General features: G+C 66.1%; 14 protein-coding genes. 7 read left to right on the top strand and 7 right to left on the bottom strand.

All coding sequences use genetic code 11. The features are described from left to right. Nucleotides 1–95: 95 nt before the first annotated feature. Nucleotides 96–4,091: a phosphoribosylformylglycinamidine synthase gene (gene purL / locus V9K97_RS02250; protein ID WP_337316029.1), complete on the top strand. Its 3,996-nt coding sequence runs from the start codon at nucleotides 96–98 to the stop codon at nucleotides 4,089–4,091. A gap of 120 nt (nucleotides 4,092–4,211) precedes the next feature. Here the strand turns inward: purL and V9K97_RS02255 are convergent, their stop codons facing one another. Further along, nucleotides 4,212–4,895, bottom strand: a complete 684-nt coding sequence (locus V9K97_RS02255) for a GntR family transcriptional regulator (RefSeq protein WP_258506080.1) — start codon at nucleotides 4,893–4,895, stop codon at nucleotides 4,212–4,214. 119 nt (nucleotides 4,896–5,014) lie between these two features. On the opposite strand from V9K97_RS02255, the gene V9K97_RS02260 reads away from it, so the two are divergent. Genes V9K97_RS02260 through V9K97_RS02270 form a run of 3 tightly spaced genes read left to right on the top strand, consistent with a single transcriptional unit; the run spans nucleotide 5,015 to nucleotide 8,111 of the window. Further along, entirely contained in the window at nucleotides 5,015–5,701 is a 687-nt protein-coding gene (locus tag V9K97_RS02260) for a DUF2848 domain-containing protein (protein WP_337316001.1), read from the top strand. 18 nt (nucleotides 5,702–5,719) lie between these two features. Then, nucleotides 5,720–7,078 carry an amidase gene (locus V9K97_RS02265; RefSeq protein WP_337316002.1) on the top strand — a complete coding sequence of 453 codons (1,359 nt, stop codon included), beginning with the start codon at nucleotides 5,720–5,722 and terminating at the stop codon, nucleotides 7,076–7,078. Nucleotides 7,079–7,115: 37 nt separating this feature from the next. Further along, a complete protein-coding gene (locus tag V9K97_RS02270) occupies nucleotides 7,116–8,111 on the top strand; it encodes a Bug family tripartite tricarboxylate transporter substrate binding protein (RefSeq protein WP_258506087.1) in 996 nt (331 codons plus the stop codon). Between the two features lie 50 nt (nucleotides 8,112–8,161). Here V9K97_RS02270 and V9K97_RS02275 read toward each other — a convergent pair whose 3' ends face one another. From V9K97_RS02275 to V9K97_RS02300, 6 genes are all read right to left on the bottom strand, one after another. Next, a complete protein-coding gene (locus V9K97_RS02275; RefSeq protein ID WP_258506089.1) occupies nucleotides 8,162–8,947 on the bottom strand; it encodes a peptidylprolyl isomerase in 786 nt (261 codons plus the stop codon). Nucleotides 8,948–9,104: 157 nt separating this feature from the next. After that, complete coding sequence (locus V9K97_RS02280; protein WP_337316003.1) at nucleotides 9,105–9,386, bottom strand: BolA family protein; 282 nt, start codon at nucleotides 9,384–9,386, stop codon at nucleotides 9,105–9,107. After that, nucleotides 9,383–9,922 carry a septation protein A gene (locus V9K97_RS02285; protein ID WP_126746384.1) on the bottom strand — a complete coding sequence of 180 codons (540 nt, stop codon included), beginning with the start codon at nucleotides 9,920–9,922 and terminating at the stop codon, nucleotides 9,383–9,385. Before V9K97_RS02285 ends, V9K97_RS02280 begins: the two co-directional genes overlap by 4 nt. 33 nt (nucleotides 9,923–9,955) lie before the next feature. Next, nucleotides 9,956–10,366, bottom strand: coding sequence for a peptide-methionine (R)-S-oxide reductase MsrB (gene msrB, locus V9K97_RS02290; protein ID WP_337316004.1), 411 nt, complete (start codon nucleotides 10,364–10,366; stop codon nucleotides 9,956–9,958). Next, complete coding sequence (locus V9K97_RS02295) at nucleotides 10,363–11,856, bottom strand: protein adenylyltransferase SelO (RefSeq protein WP_337316005.1); 1,494 nt, start codon at nucleotides 11,854–11,856, stop codon at nucleotides 10,363–10,365. The genes msrB and V9K97_RS02295 overlap by 4 nt, the downstream gene beginning before the upstream one ends. Nucleotides 11,857–11,931: 75 nt before the next feature. After that, entirely contained in the window at nucleotides 11,932–13,008 is a 1,077-nt protein-coding gene (locus tag V9K97_RS02300; protein ID WP_337316030.1) for an AraC family transcriptional regulator, read from the bottom strand. A gap of 150 nt (nucleotides 13,009–13,158) precedes the next feature. Here V9K97_RS02300 and V9K97_RS02305 point away from each other — a divergent pair, with 150 nt between their 5' ends. From V9K97_RS02305 to V9K97_RS02315, 3 genes are all read left to right on the top strand, one after another. Beyond that, a complete protein-coding gene (locus tag V9K97_RS02305; protein ID WP_337316006.1) occupies nucleotides 13,159–14,985 on the top strand; it encodes a carboxylesterase/lipase family protein in 1,827 nt (608 codons plus the stop codon). 117 nt (nucleotides 14,986–15,102) lie between these two features. Continuing rightward, a complete protein-coding gene (locus V9K97_RS02310) occupies nucleotides 15,103–16,746 on the top strand; it encodes a 3-(methylthio)propionyl-CoA ligase (protein ID WP_258506095.1) in 1,644 nt (547 codons plus the stop codon). A gap of 151 nt (nucleotides 16,747–16,897) precedes the next feature. Continuing rightward, complete coding sequence (locus tag V9K97_RS02315) at nucleotides 16,898–18,127, top strand: branched-chain amino acid ABC transporter substrate-binding protein (protein ID WP_337311378.1); 1,230 nt, start codon at nucleotides 16,898–16,900, stop codon at nucleotides 18,125–18,127. Nucleotides 18,128–18,179: the final 52 nt, after the last annotated feature.

Consider the following 18,179-nt stretch of genomic DNA (forward strand, 5'->3'; position numbering starts at 1 on the left):
GCGGTCTTCCGCCTCGATTCTTTGATTCCCAACGCGGCCCCAAGGCCCCATCGACCGTGACGCAGCCCGCATCCCAAGCCCTTCCTGTCGTAACCATGTTCGAGGGCGGCAGCGCACTCAGCGATTTCCGCGCGCGGCAGCTGCTGCCCAAGCTGCAGGCCATCGAGCCGCGCATCGAGGGCATTTCGGCCCGCTTCGTGCACCTGGTGGTCACCGAGGCCGCGCTGAGCGCTGCCGAGCATGATCGCTTTGCCGCGCTGCTGACCTACGGCGAGCCCTTCGAGCCATCGGCCAAGGCAGCCACATCGATGGTCGTCACGCCGCGCCTTGGCACCGTGTCGCCTTGGGCTTCCAAGGCCACCGACATCGCCCACAACTGCGGCCTTGCGCTGCGCCGGGTCGAGCGCGTGACCCAGTACCACCTGAAGCTCAAGGCGCCGCTGATCGGCAAGGCGCCCGTGCTCGAGGGCGACACGCTCGCCGCCGTGGCAGGCCCGCTGCATGACCGCATGACCGAATCGGTGCTTGCCACCGTCGATCAGGCCGCGAGCCTCTTCAGCGAACTGCCGGCCCAGCCGATGGCGCTGGTCGACGTGCAGGGCGGCGGCCGTGCCGCGCTGGTGGCGGCCAACACGGGTTTCGGCCTGGCGCTGGCCGAGGACGAGATCGACTACCTGGTCGACGCCTTCACGCGCCTGGGCCGCAACCCGAGCGACGTCGAACTGATGATGTTCGCGCAGGCCAACAGCGAGCACTGCCGCCACAAGATCTTCAACGCCCAGTTCACCATCGACGGCAAGGCACAGCCCCAGAGCCTGTTCTCGATGATCCGCCATACCGAGAAGCAGAACCCGCAGCACACGGTGGTTGCGTATGCGGACAACGCCTCTGTCATGGAGGGCTCCACAGTCGAGCGCTTCATCCCGGCTTCGGGTTCGCAGAGCTATCAAAAAAATAGCGCGCTGAGCCATGTGCTGATGAAGGTCGAGACGCATAACCATCCGACCGCCATTTCCCCGTTCCCCGGCGCCTCCACCGGTGCCGGCGGCGAAATCCGCGACGAAGGTGCTACCGGCCGCGGCTCCAAGCCCAAGGCGGGCCTGACCGGCTTCACGGTATCGAAGCTCTGGCCGGAAGAGGGCCACTACGGCAAGCCCGAGCACATCGCCAGTCCGCTGCAGATCATGACCGAAGGCCCGCTGGGCGGCGCCGCGTTCAACAACGAATTCGGCCGGCCCAACCTGCTGGGCTACTTCCGCGAATACGAGCAAACGGTGGCGAGCGACATCGACACGGTGCAGCGCGGCTATCACAAGCCCATCATGATCGCCGGCGGCCTTGGCAGCATCGACGCCACGCAGACCAGGAAGATCCAGTTCCCGGCCGGCTCGCTGCTCATTCAGCTCGGCGGCCCCGGTATGCGCATCGGCATGGGCGGCAGCGCCGCGAGCTCGATGGCCACGGGCGCCAATGCGGCCGAACTCGACTTCGACTCGGTGCAGCGCGGCAACCCCGAAATCGAGCGCCGTGCGCAAGAGGTCATCAACCATTGCTGGCAGCAGGGCCCGGCCAACCCGATCCTTGCGATCCATGACGTGGGCGCGGGCGGCCTTAGCAATGCCTTTCCTGAGCTGACCAACGATGCCGGCCGCGGCGCGCGCTTCGACCTGCGCGCCGTGCCGCTCGAAGAATCGGGCATGGCGCCCAAGGAAATCTGGTGCAACGAGAGCCAGGAGCGTTATGTGCTGGCCATCGCGCCGGAATCGCTCGAGCAGTTCAAGGCCTTCTGCGAGCGCGAGCGCTGCCCGTTCTCGGTGGTGGGCGTGGCGACCGAAGAGCGCCAGCTGCTGGTGGCCGACGAAGGCGCCGCGGTGCAGCCGGTCGACATGCCGATGGACGTGCTGCTCGGCAAGCCGCCCAAGATGCACCGCGACGTGAAGACCGTCGCGCGCAGCTTCAAGCCGCTCGACCTGACCGGCGTCGATCTGCAGAAGGCCGCCATCGACGTGCTCTCGCACCCGACCGTCGCCTCCAAGCGATTTTTGATCACCATCGGCGACCGCACCGTGGGCGGCCTGAGCCACCGCGACCAGATGGTCGGCCCATGGCAGGTGCCGGTGGCCGATTGCGCCGTCACGCTGGCGGACTACAAGGGCTTTGCAGGCGAGGCGATGAGCATGGGCGAGCGCACGCCGCTGGCCGCGCTCGACGCGCCGGCCTCGGGCCGCATGGCGGTTGCAGAAGCCATCACCAATCTGCTGGCCGCGCCGATCGAACTCTCGCGCGTGAAGCTCTCGGCCAACTGGATGGCCGCTTGCGGCGAGCCCGGCGAAGACGCCGCGCTGTATGAAACCGTCAAGGCCGTGGGCCTGGAGCTGTGCCCGGCGCTGGGCGTGTCGATTCCGGTCGGCAAGGATTCGCTCTCGATGCGCACGCAGTGGAAAGACGATGGTGAAGCCAAGAAGGTCACGTCGCCCGTCAGCCTGATCGTGACCGCGTTCGCAACGCTGGCCGACGTGCGCGGCACCCTCACGCCGCAACTTGATGCGGAAGAGGCCGACACCACGCTCGTGCTCGTCGACCTGGGCCGCGGCCAGCACCGCATGGCCGGCAGCATCCTCGCGCAAACGCTCGGTCAGAGCGGCGACACCGTGCCCGATCTCGACGATCCGGCTCAGCTCGTGGCGCTGGTGAACGCCGTGAACGTACTGCGTGCCGACGGCAAGATCCTGGCCATGCACGACCGCAGCGATGGCGGCCTGTTCGCCACCGCCTGCGAAATGGCCTTTGCCGGCCATGTGGGCGTGGCGCTTAACGTCGACATGCTGGTGACCGAAGGCGACGGCATTTCCGACAGCCGCATGGAAACCGGCGACGCCAAGAACTGGGCGCAGCAGGTCAGCGCGCGGCGCGAGGAGCTCACGCTCAAGGCACTCTTCAACGAAGAACTCGGCATGCTGCTGCAGGTACGCACGGCCGATCGCAACAACGTGATGCAGGTGCTGCGCGCCCACGGCCTCAGCGCCCATAGCCACTTCGTCGGCAAGACGCGTCCGGCCAGCTCGACCATGGACGCCGGCAAGGGCAAGGTCGAAGTGTGGCGCGATGCCAAATCGGTGTTCAGCGCCAGCCTGCACGACCTGCACCAGGTGTGGGACTCGGTCAGCTGGAAGATCGCCCGCGAGCGCGACAACCCGGCCTGCGCCGATGCCGAACACGCCGCAGCGGGCGAGCCTTCGGACCCCGGCATGCACGTATTTCTCCCTCTCCCTCTGGGAGAGGGCAGGGGTGAGGGCGGCAGCATCAACGCCCCCGCCATCCTTCAGCACCGCCCCAAGGTCGCCATCCTGCGCGAGCAGGGCGTCAACTCGCACGTCGAAATGGCCTATGCCTTCACCGAAGCGGGTTTCGAGGCCTACGACGTCCACATGACCGACCTGCAGACGGGCAGGGCGGACCTCGCCAACTTCAAGGGCGTGGTCGCCTGCGGCGGCTTCAGCTACGGCGACACCCTGGGCGCCGGCATCGGCTGGGCGCGCAGCATCACCTTCAACCCGAAGCTCGCCGAACAGTTCAAGGCCTTCTTCGGCCGCGAAGACACCTTCGGCCTGGGCGTGTGCAACGGCTGCCAGATGTTTGCCGAACTCGCCGACATCATCCCGGGCGCCGAAGCCTGGCCGCGCTTCACCACCAACCAGAGCGAACGCTTCGAAGCGCGCTTGTCGATGGTCGAAGTGCTCGAGTCCCCCAGCATCTTCTTCTCGGGCATGGCCGGCAGCCGCTTGCCGATTGCCGTGGCGCATGGCGAGGGCTATGCCAACTTCAAGCACCGCGGCGATGCGGCAAAGGCCATTGCGGCGATGCGTTTCGTGGACAACCACGGCAAGCCTACCGAGCAGTACCCGTTCAACCCGAACGGCAGCGCCGGTGGCCTGACGTCAGTGACCACGCCAGACGGCCGCTTTACCGCCGTGATGCCGCACCCGGAACGCGTGTTCCGCAACATCCAGATGAGCTGGACGCCGGGCGACCGGAGCGAGCTCAGCCCCTGGATGGAGATCTGGCGCAACGCGCGCAAGTGGGTGGGGTGATCGGTCGGCACGGCCGCAGTCAGGCCGTGCTGACGGCCTGAATCGAGTCAAAAGAAATGCCCTCCAGACCTGGGTCTGGAGGGCATTTTTCATGGGGAATGGCGCCTGAAGCGCTGCCGGTCAGCGCTGGCTGTTCAGCATCGACGCCTTGAACGACAGCACATGCGTCCTTGCCGCTTCGGCCGCCGCTTCAGCATCGCGCCGCTGCAGCGCAGCGACGATGGTGCGGTGCTCTTCGATCACCTCCGCCAAGTGCCCCTCAGCAGCCAGTGAAATCGCCCAGAAGCGCTGCGAGCGCGCATGCAGCACGCTCAGGATGTCCTGCAGCATCGCGTTGCGCGCCGCCGCCGCAATTTTTTCGTGGAAAAGCCGGTCGAGGTTCATGACCGACATTGCATCGCGCCGCTGTGCTGCGGCCTCGAACTGCTCGGCGATGGCCTGCAGTTCGGCCAACTCGGCCTCCGTGATGGCCGCCGCGGCCAGGCGCATGCACAGCACCTCGTTCACCAGCCGGACCTCGATGAGTTCCAGCGCGTCGTTGATCGACAGCGGCGAGGCCATCGCGCCCTTGCGCGGAATGATGTGGACCAGGCCCTCGGCCGAAAGGCGGTGCAGCGCCTGGTTGACCGGCGTGCGGCCCACACCCAGCCGCTCCATCACTTGGGCGGTGTTCAGGTACTCCCCGGGCTTGTAGGCCAGGGTCACCAGGGCTTCCTTCAGGCGCAGGTAGGCGGTCTCGTTGAGGGAAATGGCTGCTTCGGGCCGCCGGGCGGGGCTTTTGCGGGCGGGCGTGGCTGCTTTCATCGGCGCGCGGTGCTCATGGTTGGGGTTGCTGATGGTACCTGTGGCAACTCTCTTTGAAGTTTTTGTGAACTCGCTGTAATATGGTTGTGAAATTTCACTGAAACTTCAACAAAGCACGCATGAAACTGTCTTTCGAACTTCCCGAAGGAAGCGCCCCGCAAACGCTCGACTTCGAAGCCCGGCACCTTGTCGTCGCCGGCTGGACCGGGCGCGACACCGCCGCCATCGAGCATCACATCGAGGAACTTGCGGAACTCGGCGTGCCGGCACCCAGCGCCGTGCCGCTGTTCTACCGGGTGGCCACCCAGCAGCTGAGCCAGGCCGACGCGGTGCAAGTGGTGGGAGCCGACACCTCGGGCGAGGTCGAGCCGCTGCTGTTCCTGCACCGGGGCGAGTTCTTCGTCTCCATCGGCTCGGACCACACCGACCGCGCGCTGGAAGCGCACAGTGTGGCGCTCTCCAAGCAGATCTGCGCCAAGCCGGTGGCACGCAGTGCTTGGCGGCTGGCGGACGTGCAGGACCGCTGGGACACGCTGGTGCTGCGTTCGTGGATCGAGGAGAGCGGTGAATGGCGCCTGTACCAAGAAGGCACGCTGGCCGCGCTGCGCCCGCCAGCCGATCTGCTGGCGCGCTGCGCAGCGGCCGATGGCGAGCCGTCGGACGGTTTCGCAATGACCTGCGGCACCGTCGGTGCCATCGGCGGCATTCGACCGGCCGCGCGCTTTCGCATGGAGCTGGCCGACGAGCACACAGGCCGCCGCATTGCGCACGAGTACCGGGCGGTTTCGCTGCCGGTTGTCGCCTGACACGTAAAGGGGCCGCACATGCCTGCCGCGATCTCCCTCGAAGCTGCCCGCGCCGAACTGGCAGCCGGCCGCACCACCTCCGTCGAGCTGACTGCATCGGCGCTGCAACGCATCGCCGACCCTTTCGGCGAAGGCTCGCGCACCTTCACCCGTGTGCTCGCAGACCGCGCCGGGCACCTAGCGTGCGCCTCCGACAGCCTGCGCAAGGCCGGCGTCGTGCGCTCGCCGCTCGAAGGCCTGCCGGTGTCGGTCAAGGACTTGTTCGACGTGGCCGGCGAAACGACGACTGCCGGCTCCGTCGTGCTGCGCGATACACCGCCCGCGGCGCAGGACGCCGAGGCCGTGCAGCGCCTGCTGTCGGCGGGTGCGGTGCTGGTCGGCAAGACCAACATGACGGAGTTCGCGTACTCCGGCCTCGGCCTCAACCCGCACTACGGAACGCCGGCCAACCCGTGGCAGCGCGGCGAACGGCGCATTCCGGGCGGCTCGTCTTCGGGCGCCGCCGTGGCTGTGGCTGACGGCATGTGCGTCGCGAGCGTGGGCAGCGACACCGGTGGCTCGGCACGCATTCCGGCGGCACTGTGCGGCATCACCGGCTTCAAGCCGACGGCGCGGCGCATGCCGAGTACCGGGCTCGTGCCGCTGTCGCACAGCCTCGACGCGGTGGGCGTGATGGCCCTCGACGTGGCCGGCTGCGCGGCAATGGATGCGGTGCTGTCCGGTGTGTCTGAGTTGCCCCGACCGCAGCGCCTGCGGCAAGCGCGCTTCGCGGTGCCGACCACCTTGGTGCAAGACGGCATGGACGCCCACGTCGCGGCAACGTTCCGGTGTGCGCTGCAGTGCCTCTCGGCCGCCGGCGCACAGCTGGTCGAGCTGGCGGTGCCCGAGTTCGACGAGCTCGCAGCCATCAACGCCGCGGGCGGTTTCAGCGCCGCCGAGTCATGGGCATGGCATGCCGAGCTGATCGAACGCAGCGGCAGCGCCTACGACCCGCGCGTGATCAGCCGCATCCTGCGCGGCAAGGACTTCACGGCGCGGACCTACCTCGCTCTGCAGGCGCAGCGGGCCGACTGGCAGCGCCGCGTAGCGGTGCACCTGGGCGAATTCGACGGCTGGCTCATGCCGACCGTGCCGCTGGTGGCGCCGCGCATCGAGGCGCTCGAAGCCGACGAGACGCAGTACTTCGCCGCCAACGCAGCGATGCTGCGCAATCCCTCCATCGTCAACTTCATGGATGGCTGCGCCATCTCCTTGCCCTGCCATTCGACCGGCGAAGCGCCCGTGGGCCTGAGCCTTGCAGGCCTGCCGATGCGCGATGCCGCATTGCTCGCCTGGGCCGCCGACATCGAACGCGCCCTGCGCGCCACCGCCGATTGACCCGTCTGCCAACCCTCAAGAAACCCCGGAGAACTCCATGAACAAGCGTTTTCGTTTCCCGTTCGGCTCATTCGTCTCGTTCGCGTGCCTTGCCGCCGGCTTGGCGGGCATCGTGCCTGCGGCCCATGCGCAGGACGCTTATCCGTCCAAGCCGATCCGCATGGTGGTGCCGTTCCCGCCGGGCGGCAGCATCGACATGACGGCGCGCCTGGTTGGCCAGAAGCTCTCGACGGCCCTGGGCCAGCCCGTGCTGGTGGACAACCGTCCCGGTGCCAGCGGCAACATCGGCATGGACTACGTCGCCAAGGCGCCCAAGGACGGCTACACCTTGTTGATGGTGCACACCGGCCTGGCTTCCAACGCGCACATGTTCGCCAAGCTGGCCTACGACCCGATCAAGGACCTGGCGCCCGTGATCCGCGTGGCCGACCAGCCCAACGTGCTCATCATGAATCCCAAGTGGTCGTTCAAGAATGTCAGCGAGCTGGTGGCCTACGCCAAGGCCAACCCCGGCAAGCTCAGCGTCGGCACCTCGGGCGTGGGCGGCCCGCAGGACGTGGCCGCGCGCCGCTTCATGCGCATGACCGGCACCGATCTGCTCAACGTCGCCTACAAGGGCGGGGCGCCCGCGCTGTCCGACCTGATCGGCGGCCAGATCGACCTGATGTTCGAAACCTCGCCCACCGCGGTGCCCTATGCCAAGAGCGGCAAGCTGAAGGCGCTGGCGGTCACGGGCGACAAGCGCGTTCCGACCTTGCCCGAGGTGCCGACGGTGGCCGAGTCCGGCGTGCCGGGCTACAGGTTCATGGGCTGGGTCGGCCTGGTGGCGCCGGCCGGAACCCCGGCACCGATCATCGCCAAGCTCAACGAACAAGTGCAGGCGCTGCTCAAGAATGCCGACACGCAGAAGCAGCTCGCCGATCTCAGCCTCGAAGTCATCGGTGGCTCGGCGCCGGACTTCACGGGCTTCGTGCGCAAGGAGTCGGACGACTACGCCCGGTTCGTGAAAGACTTCGACATCACGCCGCAATAAAAAAAGCCCCGCGACCGCGGGGCTTTTTTTCTGATGCGATGGCCGAAGGCTTACTCGATCTTGGCCTTCGCGCGCAGCTCTTCCTGGTACTTCTGCAGGCGTTGCTGCTGCAGCTGCTGCGTGATCTGCGGCTGCACTTCTTCCATCTTCGGCAGTTGCGCCTGGCGGATATCGTCCACGCGGATGATGTGATAGCCGAACTGCGTCTTGACGGGCGTTGCCGTGGTCTCGCCCTTCTTGAGCTTGATCATCGCCTCCGAGAACTCGGGCACGAAGCTGGACGGGTTGGCCCAGTCGAGGTCGCCGCCGTTGGCGCCCGAACCCGGGTCCTTGCTCTGCTTCTTGGCGATGTCTTCGAACTTGGCGCCCTTCTTCAGGTCGGCCATGATCTTCTTGGCCTGGTCTTCGGTCTCGACCAGGATGTGGCGGGCCTTGAATTCCTTGCCGCCATTGGCCGCCACGAACTTGTCGTACTCGGCCTTGACGTCGGCTTCCGACACGGCGTTGGTCTTGCGGTAGTTCTCGAACAGCGCACGGATCAGGATGGCCTGGCGGGCGAGCTCGAGCTGGTTCTTGTAGTCGTCGGTGGCGTCGAGACCCTGCTTTTGCGCTTCCTGCATGAACACTTCGCGCGCAACGACTTCCTCGCGCAGCTGGCCCTGCATTTCCGGCGTGACCGGCCGGCCGGCTGCCGCCAGTTGCTGCGCCAGCACGTCCATGCGCGCCTTGGGCACGGGCTTGCCGTTGACGATGGCTGCGTTCTGCGCCACTGCCGCCAGGGGAATCGCACCGAGCAGCGCTGCGGCCGCAACGGCCGTCAAGAGTTGTTTTTTCATGGAATGAATATCAGGCTGGATGGGAAATGCGCGTGTAGAAAAAAGCGCGTGGAAAAAGCGGGAAAGGCGAAAGAACGAAAAAGGGAAATGAGGAGGGCGGAGCCGCCGCGGCGAAAACCGCGTGGCACTTGATCGACCCGTTGGTCGACCGAACGACTCAGAGCACCTCGATGGCGATGGCGTGCAGACCCTGCGCGATAAAAACTTGGAGGGCATCATACACAAGGCGATGGCGCGCCACGCGGGGCTTCCCTTCGAACAGTGGGGAGGCAATGCGAACCCGGAAATGGGTGCCGTAGCCCTCGGCGTTGGCGCCCGCATGGCCGGCGTGGGCGCTGCTCTCGTCGATCACCTCCAGCACGGTGGGCTGCAGCTTCTGGCGCAGCACCGCCTCCAGCGCATTTGCCGTCGGCAGCGGGTGGGTCGCGGCGGTGCTCATGCCGTGGGCTCGTCGCTCTTGAGGTGCGGCGAGATGTACAGGCCCTGCGCCACCAGGAAGACGATGGGGAACACATAGCCCCAGAGCTTGAAGTTGACCCAGGCCTCGGTGGTGAAGTACGCCGCCACGTAGGCATTGATGAGTGCCATGAAAAGGCAGTAGCCGATCCACGCCACGTTCAGGCGGCTCCAGATGCGGTCGGGCAACTGCAACTGCGAGCCCAGCAGCATTTTCAGGAAGTTCTTCTTCAGCGCCCAGAGCGCCACCGCCAGCGCCACGGCCATAGCGCCGTAGAGCACCGTGGGCTTCCACTTGATGAAGCGGTCGTCATGCAGCACCAGCGTGAGCGTGCCGAACAGCAGGATCAGCACCAGCGTGGCCTTCTGCATGGCCTGCAGCTTGCGCTCGGTGGCATAGATGATGCCCATCTGCACCACGGTGGCGCCCATCAGCACGGCGGTGGCGGTGTAGATGTCGCCCAGCTTGTAGGCGCCGAAGAACAGCAGGATCGGAAAAAAGTCGAGGAGCAGTTTCATGCGCTGGGCGGGAGCCTGTGGTGGTTTGTTCGGTTATTTCTTCTGGAAATCGAGCGAAGCCGAGTTCATGCAGTAGCGCAAGCCGGTTTCGGTCGGGCCGTCGGGGAACACATGGCCCAGGTGGGCGCCGCAATTCGCGCAGACGTTTTCGGTGCGCACCATGCCGTGCGAACGGTCGACGATGTTCTTGATGGCGCCCGGCACGGCTTCTTCCGAGAAGCTGGGCCAGCCGCAGCCCGCGTCGAATTTGGCGGAGGCCTCGAACAGCTTGGCGCCGCAGCAGATGCAGTGGTAGGTGCCGTCTTCCCAGTGCGCCTCGTACTTGCCGGTGAAGGGGCGCTCGGTGGCCGCATGGCGCGTCACTTCGAAGGCCGCGGGCTCGGCACCTTTTTCAGCGAGCAAGGCTTTCCATTCGGCATCGGTTTTGTGGATGGGTGCGGTCATGATGAGCAGCTGATTTCGATCGTGGAAGCCCAGTCGGGCGGGAAGCCGGCGTAAGCGTCGGCACCGGGATGTTCTTCAAATGGGGTTTCGAGCAGGTTGAGCAAGGTTGCCACACCCGAGAAGTCCTTCTGCGCAGCCGCTTCGATGGCTTGCTGGCCCAGGTGGTTCCGCAGCACGAATCTGGGGTTGGATTTGAGCATCAAATCGGCAGCCTCCGAGCGTTGGCCCGGCGATGGCACCTTTGCATGCCGCTCCGAAAAAGATAGCAGCCACGCATCGAAACCGGCGCGGTCCAGGAAGAGGTCGCGGACGGGTTCGGCGTTGCCGTCCGCCATGTGCTGCGAAAGGCGGCGCCAGAAGATCGTGTAGTCGACCTTTTCCGCGGCCAGCAGCTTCAGCACGCCCTCGATGAGCGCACGGTCACCGTCGGCCGAATCGCCGAGCCCGAGCTTGGCACGCATGCGCCCCTCGAACTCGCGCGGGAACACTGTCTTGTAGGACTCCAGCGCGGCCACGGCAACCTCCTGGTCGACGATCAGCGGCAGCAGCGCCTGCGCCAGGCAGAACAGGTTCCAGTAGGCCACGTTGGGCTGCTGGTTGAATGCGTAGCGCCCGCTGGTGTCGCTGTGGTTGCAGATATGGCGCGGATCGAAGCCGTCCAGAAACTGGAACGGGCCGTAGTCGATGGTGAGCCCCAGGATGCTCATGTTGTCGGTGTTCATCACGCCATGGCAAAAACCGACGGCCTGCCACTGCGCCAGCAGCGTGGCGGTGCGCTCGCTCACGGCTTCCAGGAAAGCCGCGTAGGCATTGCCGCCGAAGCGGTCGGTCGTGCGGCACGCCGGGTAGTAGCGGTCGATGACGTAATCGGCCAGCGCACGCAGTTCAGCATCGCGCTGGTTGGCCGCAAAGTGCTCGAAATGGCCAAAGCGGATGAAGCTGGGCGCCACGCGGGTCACGACGGCCGCGCTCTCTGGTTCCTCGCGGTACACGCGCGCGTCGGAGCCCGTGACGCACAGAGCGCGCGTCGTGGGAATGCCAAGGCCGTGCATCGCCTCGCTGCAAAGGAATTCGCGAATGCTGGAGCGCAGCACGGCGCGTCCGTCGCCGCCGCGCGAGTAGGGCGTGCGGCCCGCGCCCTTGAGTTGCACCTCGAGGCCGCCCTCGGTTTCGCCGAGCATGATCGCGCGGCCATCGCCAAGCTGCCCGGCCCACACGCCGAACTGGTGGCCGCTATAAACGGTGGCGAAGGGCTGGGTGCCCGCCACGGGCAGGCTGCCGGTCAGGGCCGCCAGCGTGCTGTCCGATTGCCGCCAATCGGCGGGCAAACCCAGCAAGCCGGCCACTGCGTCGCTGTGGCCGACCCAGTAGGGATCGGGCAGCGGCGTCGGCCGCAGTTCGGTAAGAAAGGCGGGGCCCAGCGCCCGGAACCCGGTTTTCCAGGGCACCCCCAGGTCGGCGGCGGCCGTGTCTTCAGCAAGCAAGCTCATGCCCGGATTGTCCGGCAGAGCATGAGACCCCTTGCGGCGCGGGCCATCGGAGAAGCCGCGCCCTCCCCACCCTATTCAGTGGGCAAGTGCCGGCGTGTCCCAGATGCGCGCCCGGTACTGCGCGGGCGGCAGCCCGAACCAGCGCTTGCAGGCGCGAAAGAAGTTGCTGCTGTCGACAAAGCCGAGCATGTCCGCCACGTCGGTGAGCGTGTGGCGGTCTTCGGCCAGGTACTGCTGAGCCAGCTCGCGGCGGGTGCGGTCGAGCAGCGACTGGAAGGACACCGACTCTTCCTGCAGCCGCCGCTGCAGCGTGCGCTCCGCCAGCCCAAGGCCCGCGGCCACGTCCTGCCGGCGCGGCTCGCCATGCGGCAAGCGTCGCGCGATCTCGGCGCACACCAGGGTGCTGGTGGTGGTCTGGCCCAGCAGGTTCAATTGCTCGTCGAGCAGGTGCTCCTGCATCTCCCCCAAGGTGGGGTGGTAGGTAGGCAGCGGCATGGACAAGTCAGCCGTTGACAGCAGCAGGCGGTTGGCCGGCGCGTTGTAGCGAATCGGGCAGCCGAAGGCCTCGCGGTGCAGGCGGTCGTCGGCGGGCGGTGGGTAGACGAACTCGAGGGCCAACGGTTGCAGCTCGCGCCGGGTGAGCCACTGGCACTGCATGAAAACGGTGAGCAGTGCGTACTCGACGCGCTGGCGCGGAATCGGCAGGCTGCCGCCGGTGTGCTCCATCACCATCCAGGAGCCGCGTGCGTCGGGCTGCATCGAGAAGGCGGTCGCATCCGAAATCACGGCCATGTAGCGCGTGAGCCGGTTGAGTGCCTCGCTCAAATCGGCACTGCACGACATGGCGTGGCCCACCGTGCCGAGCTTGCTGTGCGTCGCCGCAAGGTCGCGGTGCAGGCCCAGCGTGGGCTTGCCGGCACGCGCCACGGCCAGCTGCCACAGCACGGAGACTTCGTCGACCGGGATGCGCGCGTTCTGCCGGTGCAGCGAATCGGGGTCGAAGCCGGCTTCGCGCAGCAGCGAGACCACGTCCAGGCCCTCGGCCGCAAACATCGAGAGCACGCCTTCGAGCCACGCGGCAGAGCTGGTTCGAAGTTCCGGCTGCGCTGCGCAGCCCGGCCGACGTTGCGGGCGGCGCTGGGCATGCGGCATGGAGGCTCCTGAAGTCATTGAATTGGCTCGCTTGCGATAGCGGGGAAAAGGCGGCCGGTTCCTAGAATTTTCTGGCGGATCCAGCCCGGCGAAGTATGGCGGGCGGACACCGATGGAGTCATTCCGATTAACCCGGTGTGGAGACAAACAATGAACACGGCAGAGACAACGGAAGTCCGCGGCGCAACCCTGCAGAACGCGGCAAGAACCGCGGCGCAAGCGGTTGCGGTAGCGGTCACAGCCTGCATCGCGCTTTCCGCCTGCGGCGGGGGCTCCGGTGGCGGTTTCTCGTTCATCCCGACCGCTCCCGCGGCGCCGCCGCCTCCGCCGCCCGCAGATGGACCCATGGTGCGTACGACCACCGCCGGCAAGATCGAGGGCGTGGATGACAGCGCCAGGACGGGCACCTGGTTCTGGAAGGGCGTTCCGTTCGCCCAGCCGCCGGTCGGCGCGCTGCGCTGGCGCGCGCCGGTCGAGCCTGAAGCCTGGAGCGGCATCCGCCCGGCCACCCAATTCGGCAATTCGTGCCTGCAGATCGGCCGGCTCTTCAGCCCTGGCACCAACAACACCTTCGACGCGACTGTCGGCACCAACCTGGGCAAGCCGGTCGGCAGCGAAGACTGCCTGTTCGTCAACATCTGGCGCCCGGCCACCGAAGAGAAGAACCTGCCCGTGCTGCTGTTCGTGCACGGCGGAAGCAACATCTCGGGCTACACGGCCGATCCGCTGTACGACGGCGCGGCGCTGGCGAAGGCTGCCAACGCGGTGGTCATCACCACCAGCTACCGCCTGGGCATCCTCGGCTTCATCAACATGCCGCAATTGCGCCCGGGCGGCACGGCGGGCGACGATTCGGGCAACTTTGCGCTGCTGGACATCATGGCGGCGCTGCGCTTCATCCGGGGCAATGCCGCGAGCTTTGGCGGCGACGCGGCCAACGTCACGCTCTCGGGCGAGTCGGCCGGCGCCACCAACCTGCTGGCGGTCATGACCTCGCCCATGGCCAAGGGGCTGTTCCACAAGGCCTTCGAGATGAGCGGTGGCATTTCGCTTGCGAGCAACCTGCCTGCGCAGACGCTCCCGACGCTGGCGCCTGCGTCGGCCTCGCTCGCGCAGGGCCAGGCGATCCTGGAGAGGCTGCTCGTCGCCGACGGCACCGTGGCTGATGCCGCCGCGGCCAAGACCTACATCGCCACCCGCACGCCGGCGCAAATTGCCGACTACATGAGGGCGCAGGAGGGCGGGGCACTGCTCACCAAGGTGGTTGCCGCCGGGCTGGGCTCGGTCGCCCCCATTCCGGACGGCACGGTGCTGCCGGTCGATCCGATCGGCGCCATTGCGGCCGACCAGTACAACAAGGTGCCCATGCTCGCGGGCAACACGCGCGACGAGGGCAAGCTCTTCGCTTCGCTGCTGGGCACCATCGGCTTTCCGAAGCCGGGCTGGATCGTGACCGACGCGCAGCGCTTCTCGATGATGTTCAGTTTCGACCCCGACGCGCCGTCCGCGCTCACCGTGGCCGACATCATCGATGCGTCCTACCTTCCGGTAGACAAGCCGGGCACGGGCTACAACGCGGCCACCGACGTCATCACCCAAGGGCTTTTCGGCGCGAGCCGCGACAACCTGCTCAACACGATGAAGACGCGCCAGTCGAACATCTGGCACTACCGCCTTGACTGGGCGCAGGAGGCACCGCCGTGGAACGACGTGTACGGCGCGGCGCACGCATTCGACCTGCCATTCGTCTTCGGCAACTTCAGCGGCTCGCTGCTCAGCAACGTGATGGGCGGCAGGGCCAACCAGCCCGGCCGGCTCGCGCTTTCCAGCGCCGTGATGGCGAGCGTGGGTGCCTTCCTACGCAAGGGCGATCCGAACACACCCGAACTCGGCGTCACGTGGGGGACATGGCCTTCGCAGCTGTTGCTCGACGCAACGCCCACGGCCGCCAGAATCACGCCGGTGAACGCACCTTGATGAGGCGCTTCGTTCCATTCAGCAGTGCGGGTTTGTGTCATTGTGGAAGCGGCCGAAGCTTGCGTGAATCTGTGCTTTGCAAGCTTTCATGAAGTCATTTCCTTTAGGAGTCCGTAGATGCTGGGTTTGATGCAAGACCAACCGCTTTTGATCTCGTCGCTGATCGAGTTCGTCGAGCGCCACAACGGCGATGGCGAGATCGTCTCGCGCCGGGTAGAGGGCGACATCCACCGCACGACGTGGGGCGGCATCGCATCGCGTGCGCGGCAGGTGGCCAACGCGCTGGACGGCGAGCAGCTGCTGTTCAGCGACCGCATCGCCACGCTGGCCTGGAACGGCTACCGCCACCTGGAGCTGTACTACGGGGTGAGCGGCAGCGGCCGCGTGCTGCACACCATCAACCCGCGCCTGCACCCCGACCAGATCGCATGGATCGCCAACCACGCCGAAGACCAGATCCTGTGCTTCGACCTGAGCTTTCTGCCGCTGGTGCAGGCTGTGCATGCCAAGTGCACCACCATCCGGAAATGGATTGCACTGTGTGATGCCGACAAGCTCCCCGCAGACAGCGGCATTCCCAACCTCGTGAGCTACGAAGGCTGGATGGGCGAGCAGCCCACCGCGTACGACTGGCCCACCTTCGACGAGAACTCGGCCTCGAGCATGTGCTACACGAGCGGCACCACGGGCAACCCCAAGGCCGCGCTCTACAGCCACCGTTCGACCATGCTGCACGCCTACGCCGCGGCGCTGCCCGACGTGATGCGCCTTTCGGCGCAAGACTCCGTGCTGCCGGTGGTGCCCATGTTCCACGTCAATGCGTGGGGCATTCCGTACTCGGCCGCGCTGGTGGGCTGCAAGGTGGTGTTCCCTGGCCCGGCGCTGGACGGCAAGTCGGTGTTCGAGTTGATCGAATCCGAAGGCGTGACCTTCGCGGCCGGCGTGCCTACCGTGTGGCAGATGATGCTGGGCCACATGCAGGCCAACAGCCTGAAGTTCAGCAAGCTCAACCGCACCGTCATCGGCGGCTCGGCCTGCCCGCCGGCCATGATCACGGCGTTCCAGGAGAAGTACAACGTCGAGGTGCTGCATGCCTGGGGCATGACCGAGATGAGCCCGCTCGGCACGCTGTGCACGCTCAAGAACAAGCACCTGTCGCTGCCGCCCGATGCACAGCTGCAAATCCGCATGAAGCAAGGCCGCGCCATCTTCGGCGTCGACATGAAGATCGTCGACGGCAATGGCAAGGAGCTGCCCTGGGACGGCAAGGCCTTCGGCGATCTGCTGGTCAAGGGGCCGTGGATCGTGAAGGAGTACTTCAAGGGCGAAGGCGGCGACCCGCTCGTTCGCGACGAGCAGGGCCGCGGCTGGTTCCCCACCGGCGACGTTGCCACCATCGACGCCGAGGGCTACCTGCAGATCACCGACCGCAGCAAGGACGTGATCAAGTCCGGCGGCGAATGGATCAGCTCCATCGAGATCGAGAACATCGCCGTTGCGCATCCGGCTGTGGCCATGGCGGCCTGCATCGGCGTGTATCACCCCAAGTGGGACGAGCGGCCGATCATCGCGGTGGTCAAGAAGCCCAACGCGGAGGTCGCGCGCGAAGAGCTGCTGAAGTTCTACGAAGGCAAGACTGCCAAGTGGCAGGTGCCGGACGACGTGGTGTTCGTCGACGCCATTCCGCTCGGTGCCACCGGAAAGATCCTCAAGACCCGTCTGCGCGAAATGCTGAAGGACTACAAGCTGCCGACCGCCTGACGCACCGCCCTGGACCCACCGCACTGTCGCGCACGCGATAGCAAGGCCGCTTCGGCGGCCTTCCTTCCGGGCAATCCCTGTGCGGCGAAGAAAAGGGCGCTTGTACGCTGGCATCCCGCCTCATACCCGCCATTCATCCAGGAGACTCTTCATGCAATTTGCCATCAAGTCCGTAGCTGCTTGCGCCATGCTGGTGAGCGCCGCGGCCGCATTCGCCCAGAAGGGCGAGACGGTCAAGATCGCCTGGCTGGACCCGCTCTCGGGGCTGATGGCCGCGGTTGGCACCAACCAGCTCAAGACCACGCAGTTCCTGGCTGAAGAGTTCAACAAGAAGAATGCCTCGGGCGTGAAGTTCGAGATCATTGCCATCGACAACAAACTGAGCCCGCAGGAGACCACCGCCGCGTTGCGCTCCGCGCAGGACCAGGGCGCGCGCTACATCACCCAGGGCAACGGCTCAGGGCCGGCGCTGGCAATCATCGACGCCATCGAGAAGAACAACGCACGCAACCCGGGCAAGGAACTGCTCTACCTGAACTATGCGGCGGTCGACCCCGACCTCACCAACAGCAAGTGCAGCTACTGGCACTTTCGCCTGGACGCCGACACCTCCATGAAGATGGAGGCGCTGACCACCTGGATGAAGGACCAGACCGACATCAAGAAGGTCTACATCCTCGGCCAGAACTACGCGCACGGCGTGCAGGTGTCCAAGTTCGCCAAGGAGAACCTCAAGACCAAGCGCCCCGACATTCAGATCGTGGGCGACGACCTGCATCCGCTCGCGCAGGTGCGCGACTTCTCGCCGTACATCGCCAAGATCAAGGCCTCGGGCGCGGACACCGTCATTACCGGCAACTGGGGCTCCGACCTGTCGCTGCTCATCAAGGCGGCGAACGACTCCGGCCTGGACGTCAAGTTCCTCACCTACTACGCATTCGGCACCGGCACCCCGACGGCCATGGGCGCCACCTCGGCCGGCAAGATCTACACGGTGGCCTATGGCCACTACAACATGGGCGGCGAGATCCAGAAGCTGCTCGCCGGCTACAAGAAGAAGATGAACGACGACCTGACGCAATCGTCGATCTATCACACGTTCGCGCTGCTCGATGCCGCCTTCGTGCAGACCAAGTCGACCGATCCGGTCAAGGTGGCGGCCGCGCTCGAGGGCATGAAGATCAAGAGCTTCAACGGCGAGGTCGAGATGCGCAAGGCCGACCACCAGCTGCAGCAGGGCCTCTACATCTCGCGCTGGGAGAAAGCCAGCGCCAAGTTCCCTTATGACGCCGAGAACACCGGCTACACCAATGTTCCCGTGAAGTACTACGAGTCGTATGTGGCCAGCACGCCGACGACCTGCCAGATGAAGCGCCCTTGAGCGTCTTTGTGAACGCATTTCCTACTCGTGGGTAGAAGACATCTACCCGTGG

It is taken from the genome of Variovorax sp. CCNWLW186 (genome assembly GCF_037203865.1).
Taxonomy (GTDB): Bacteria; Pseudomonadota; Gammaproteobacteria; order Burkholderiales; family Burkholderiaceae_C; genus Variovorax.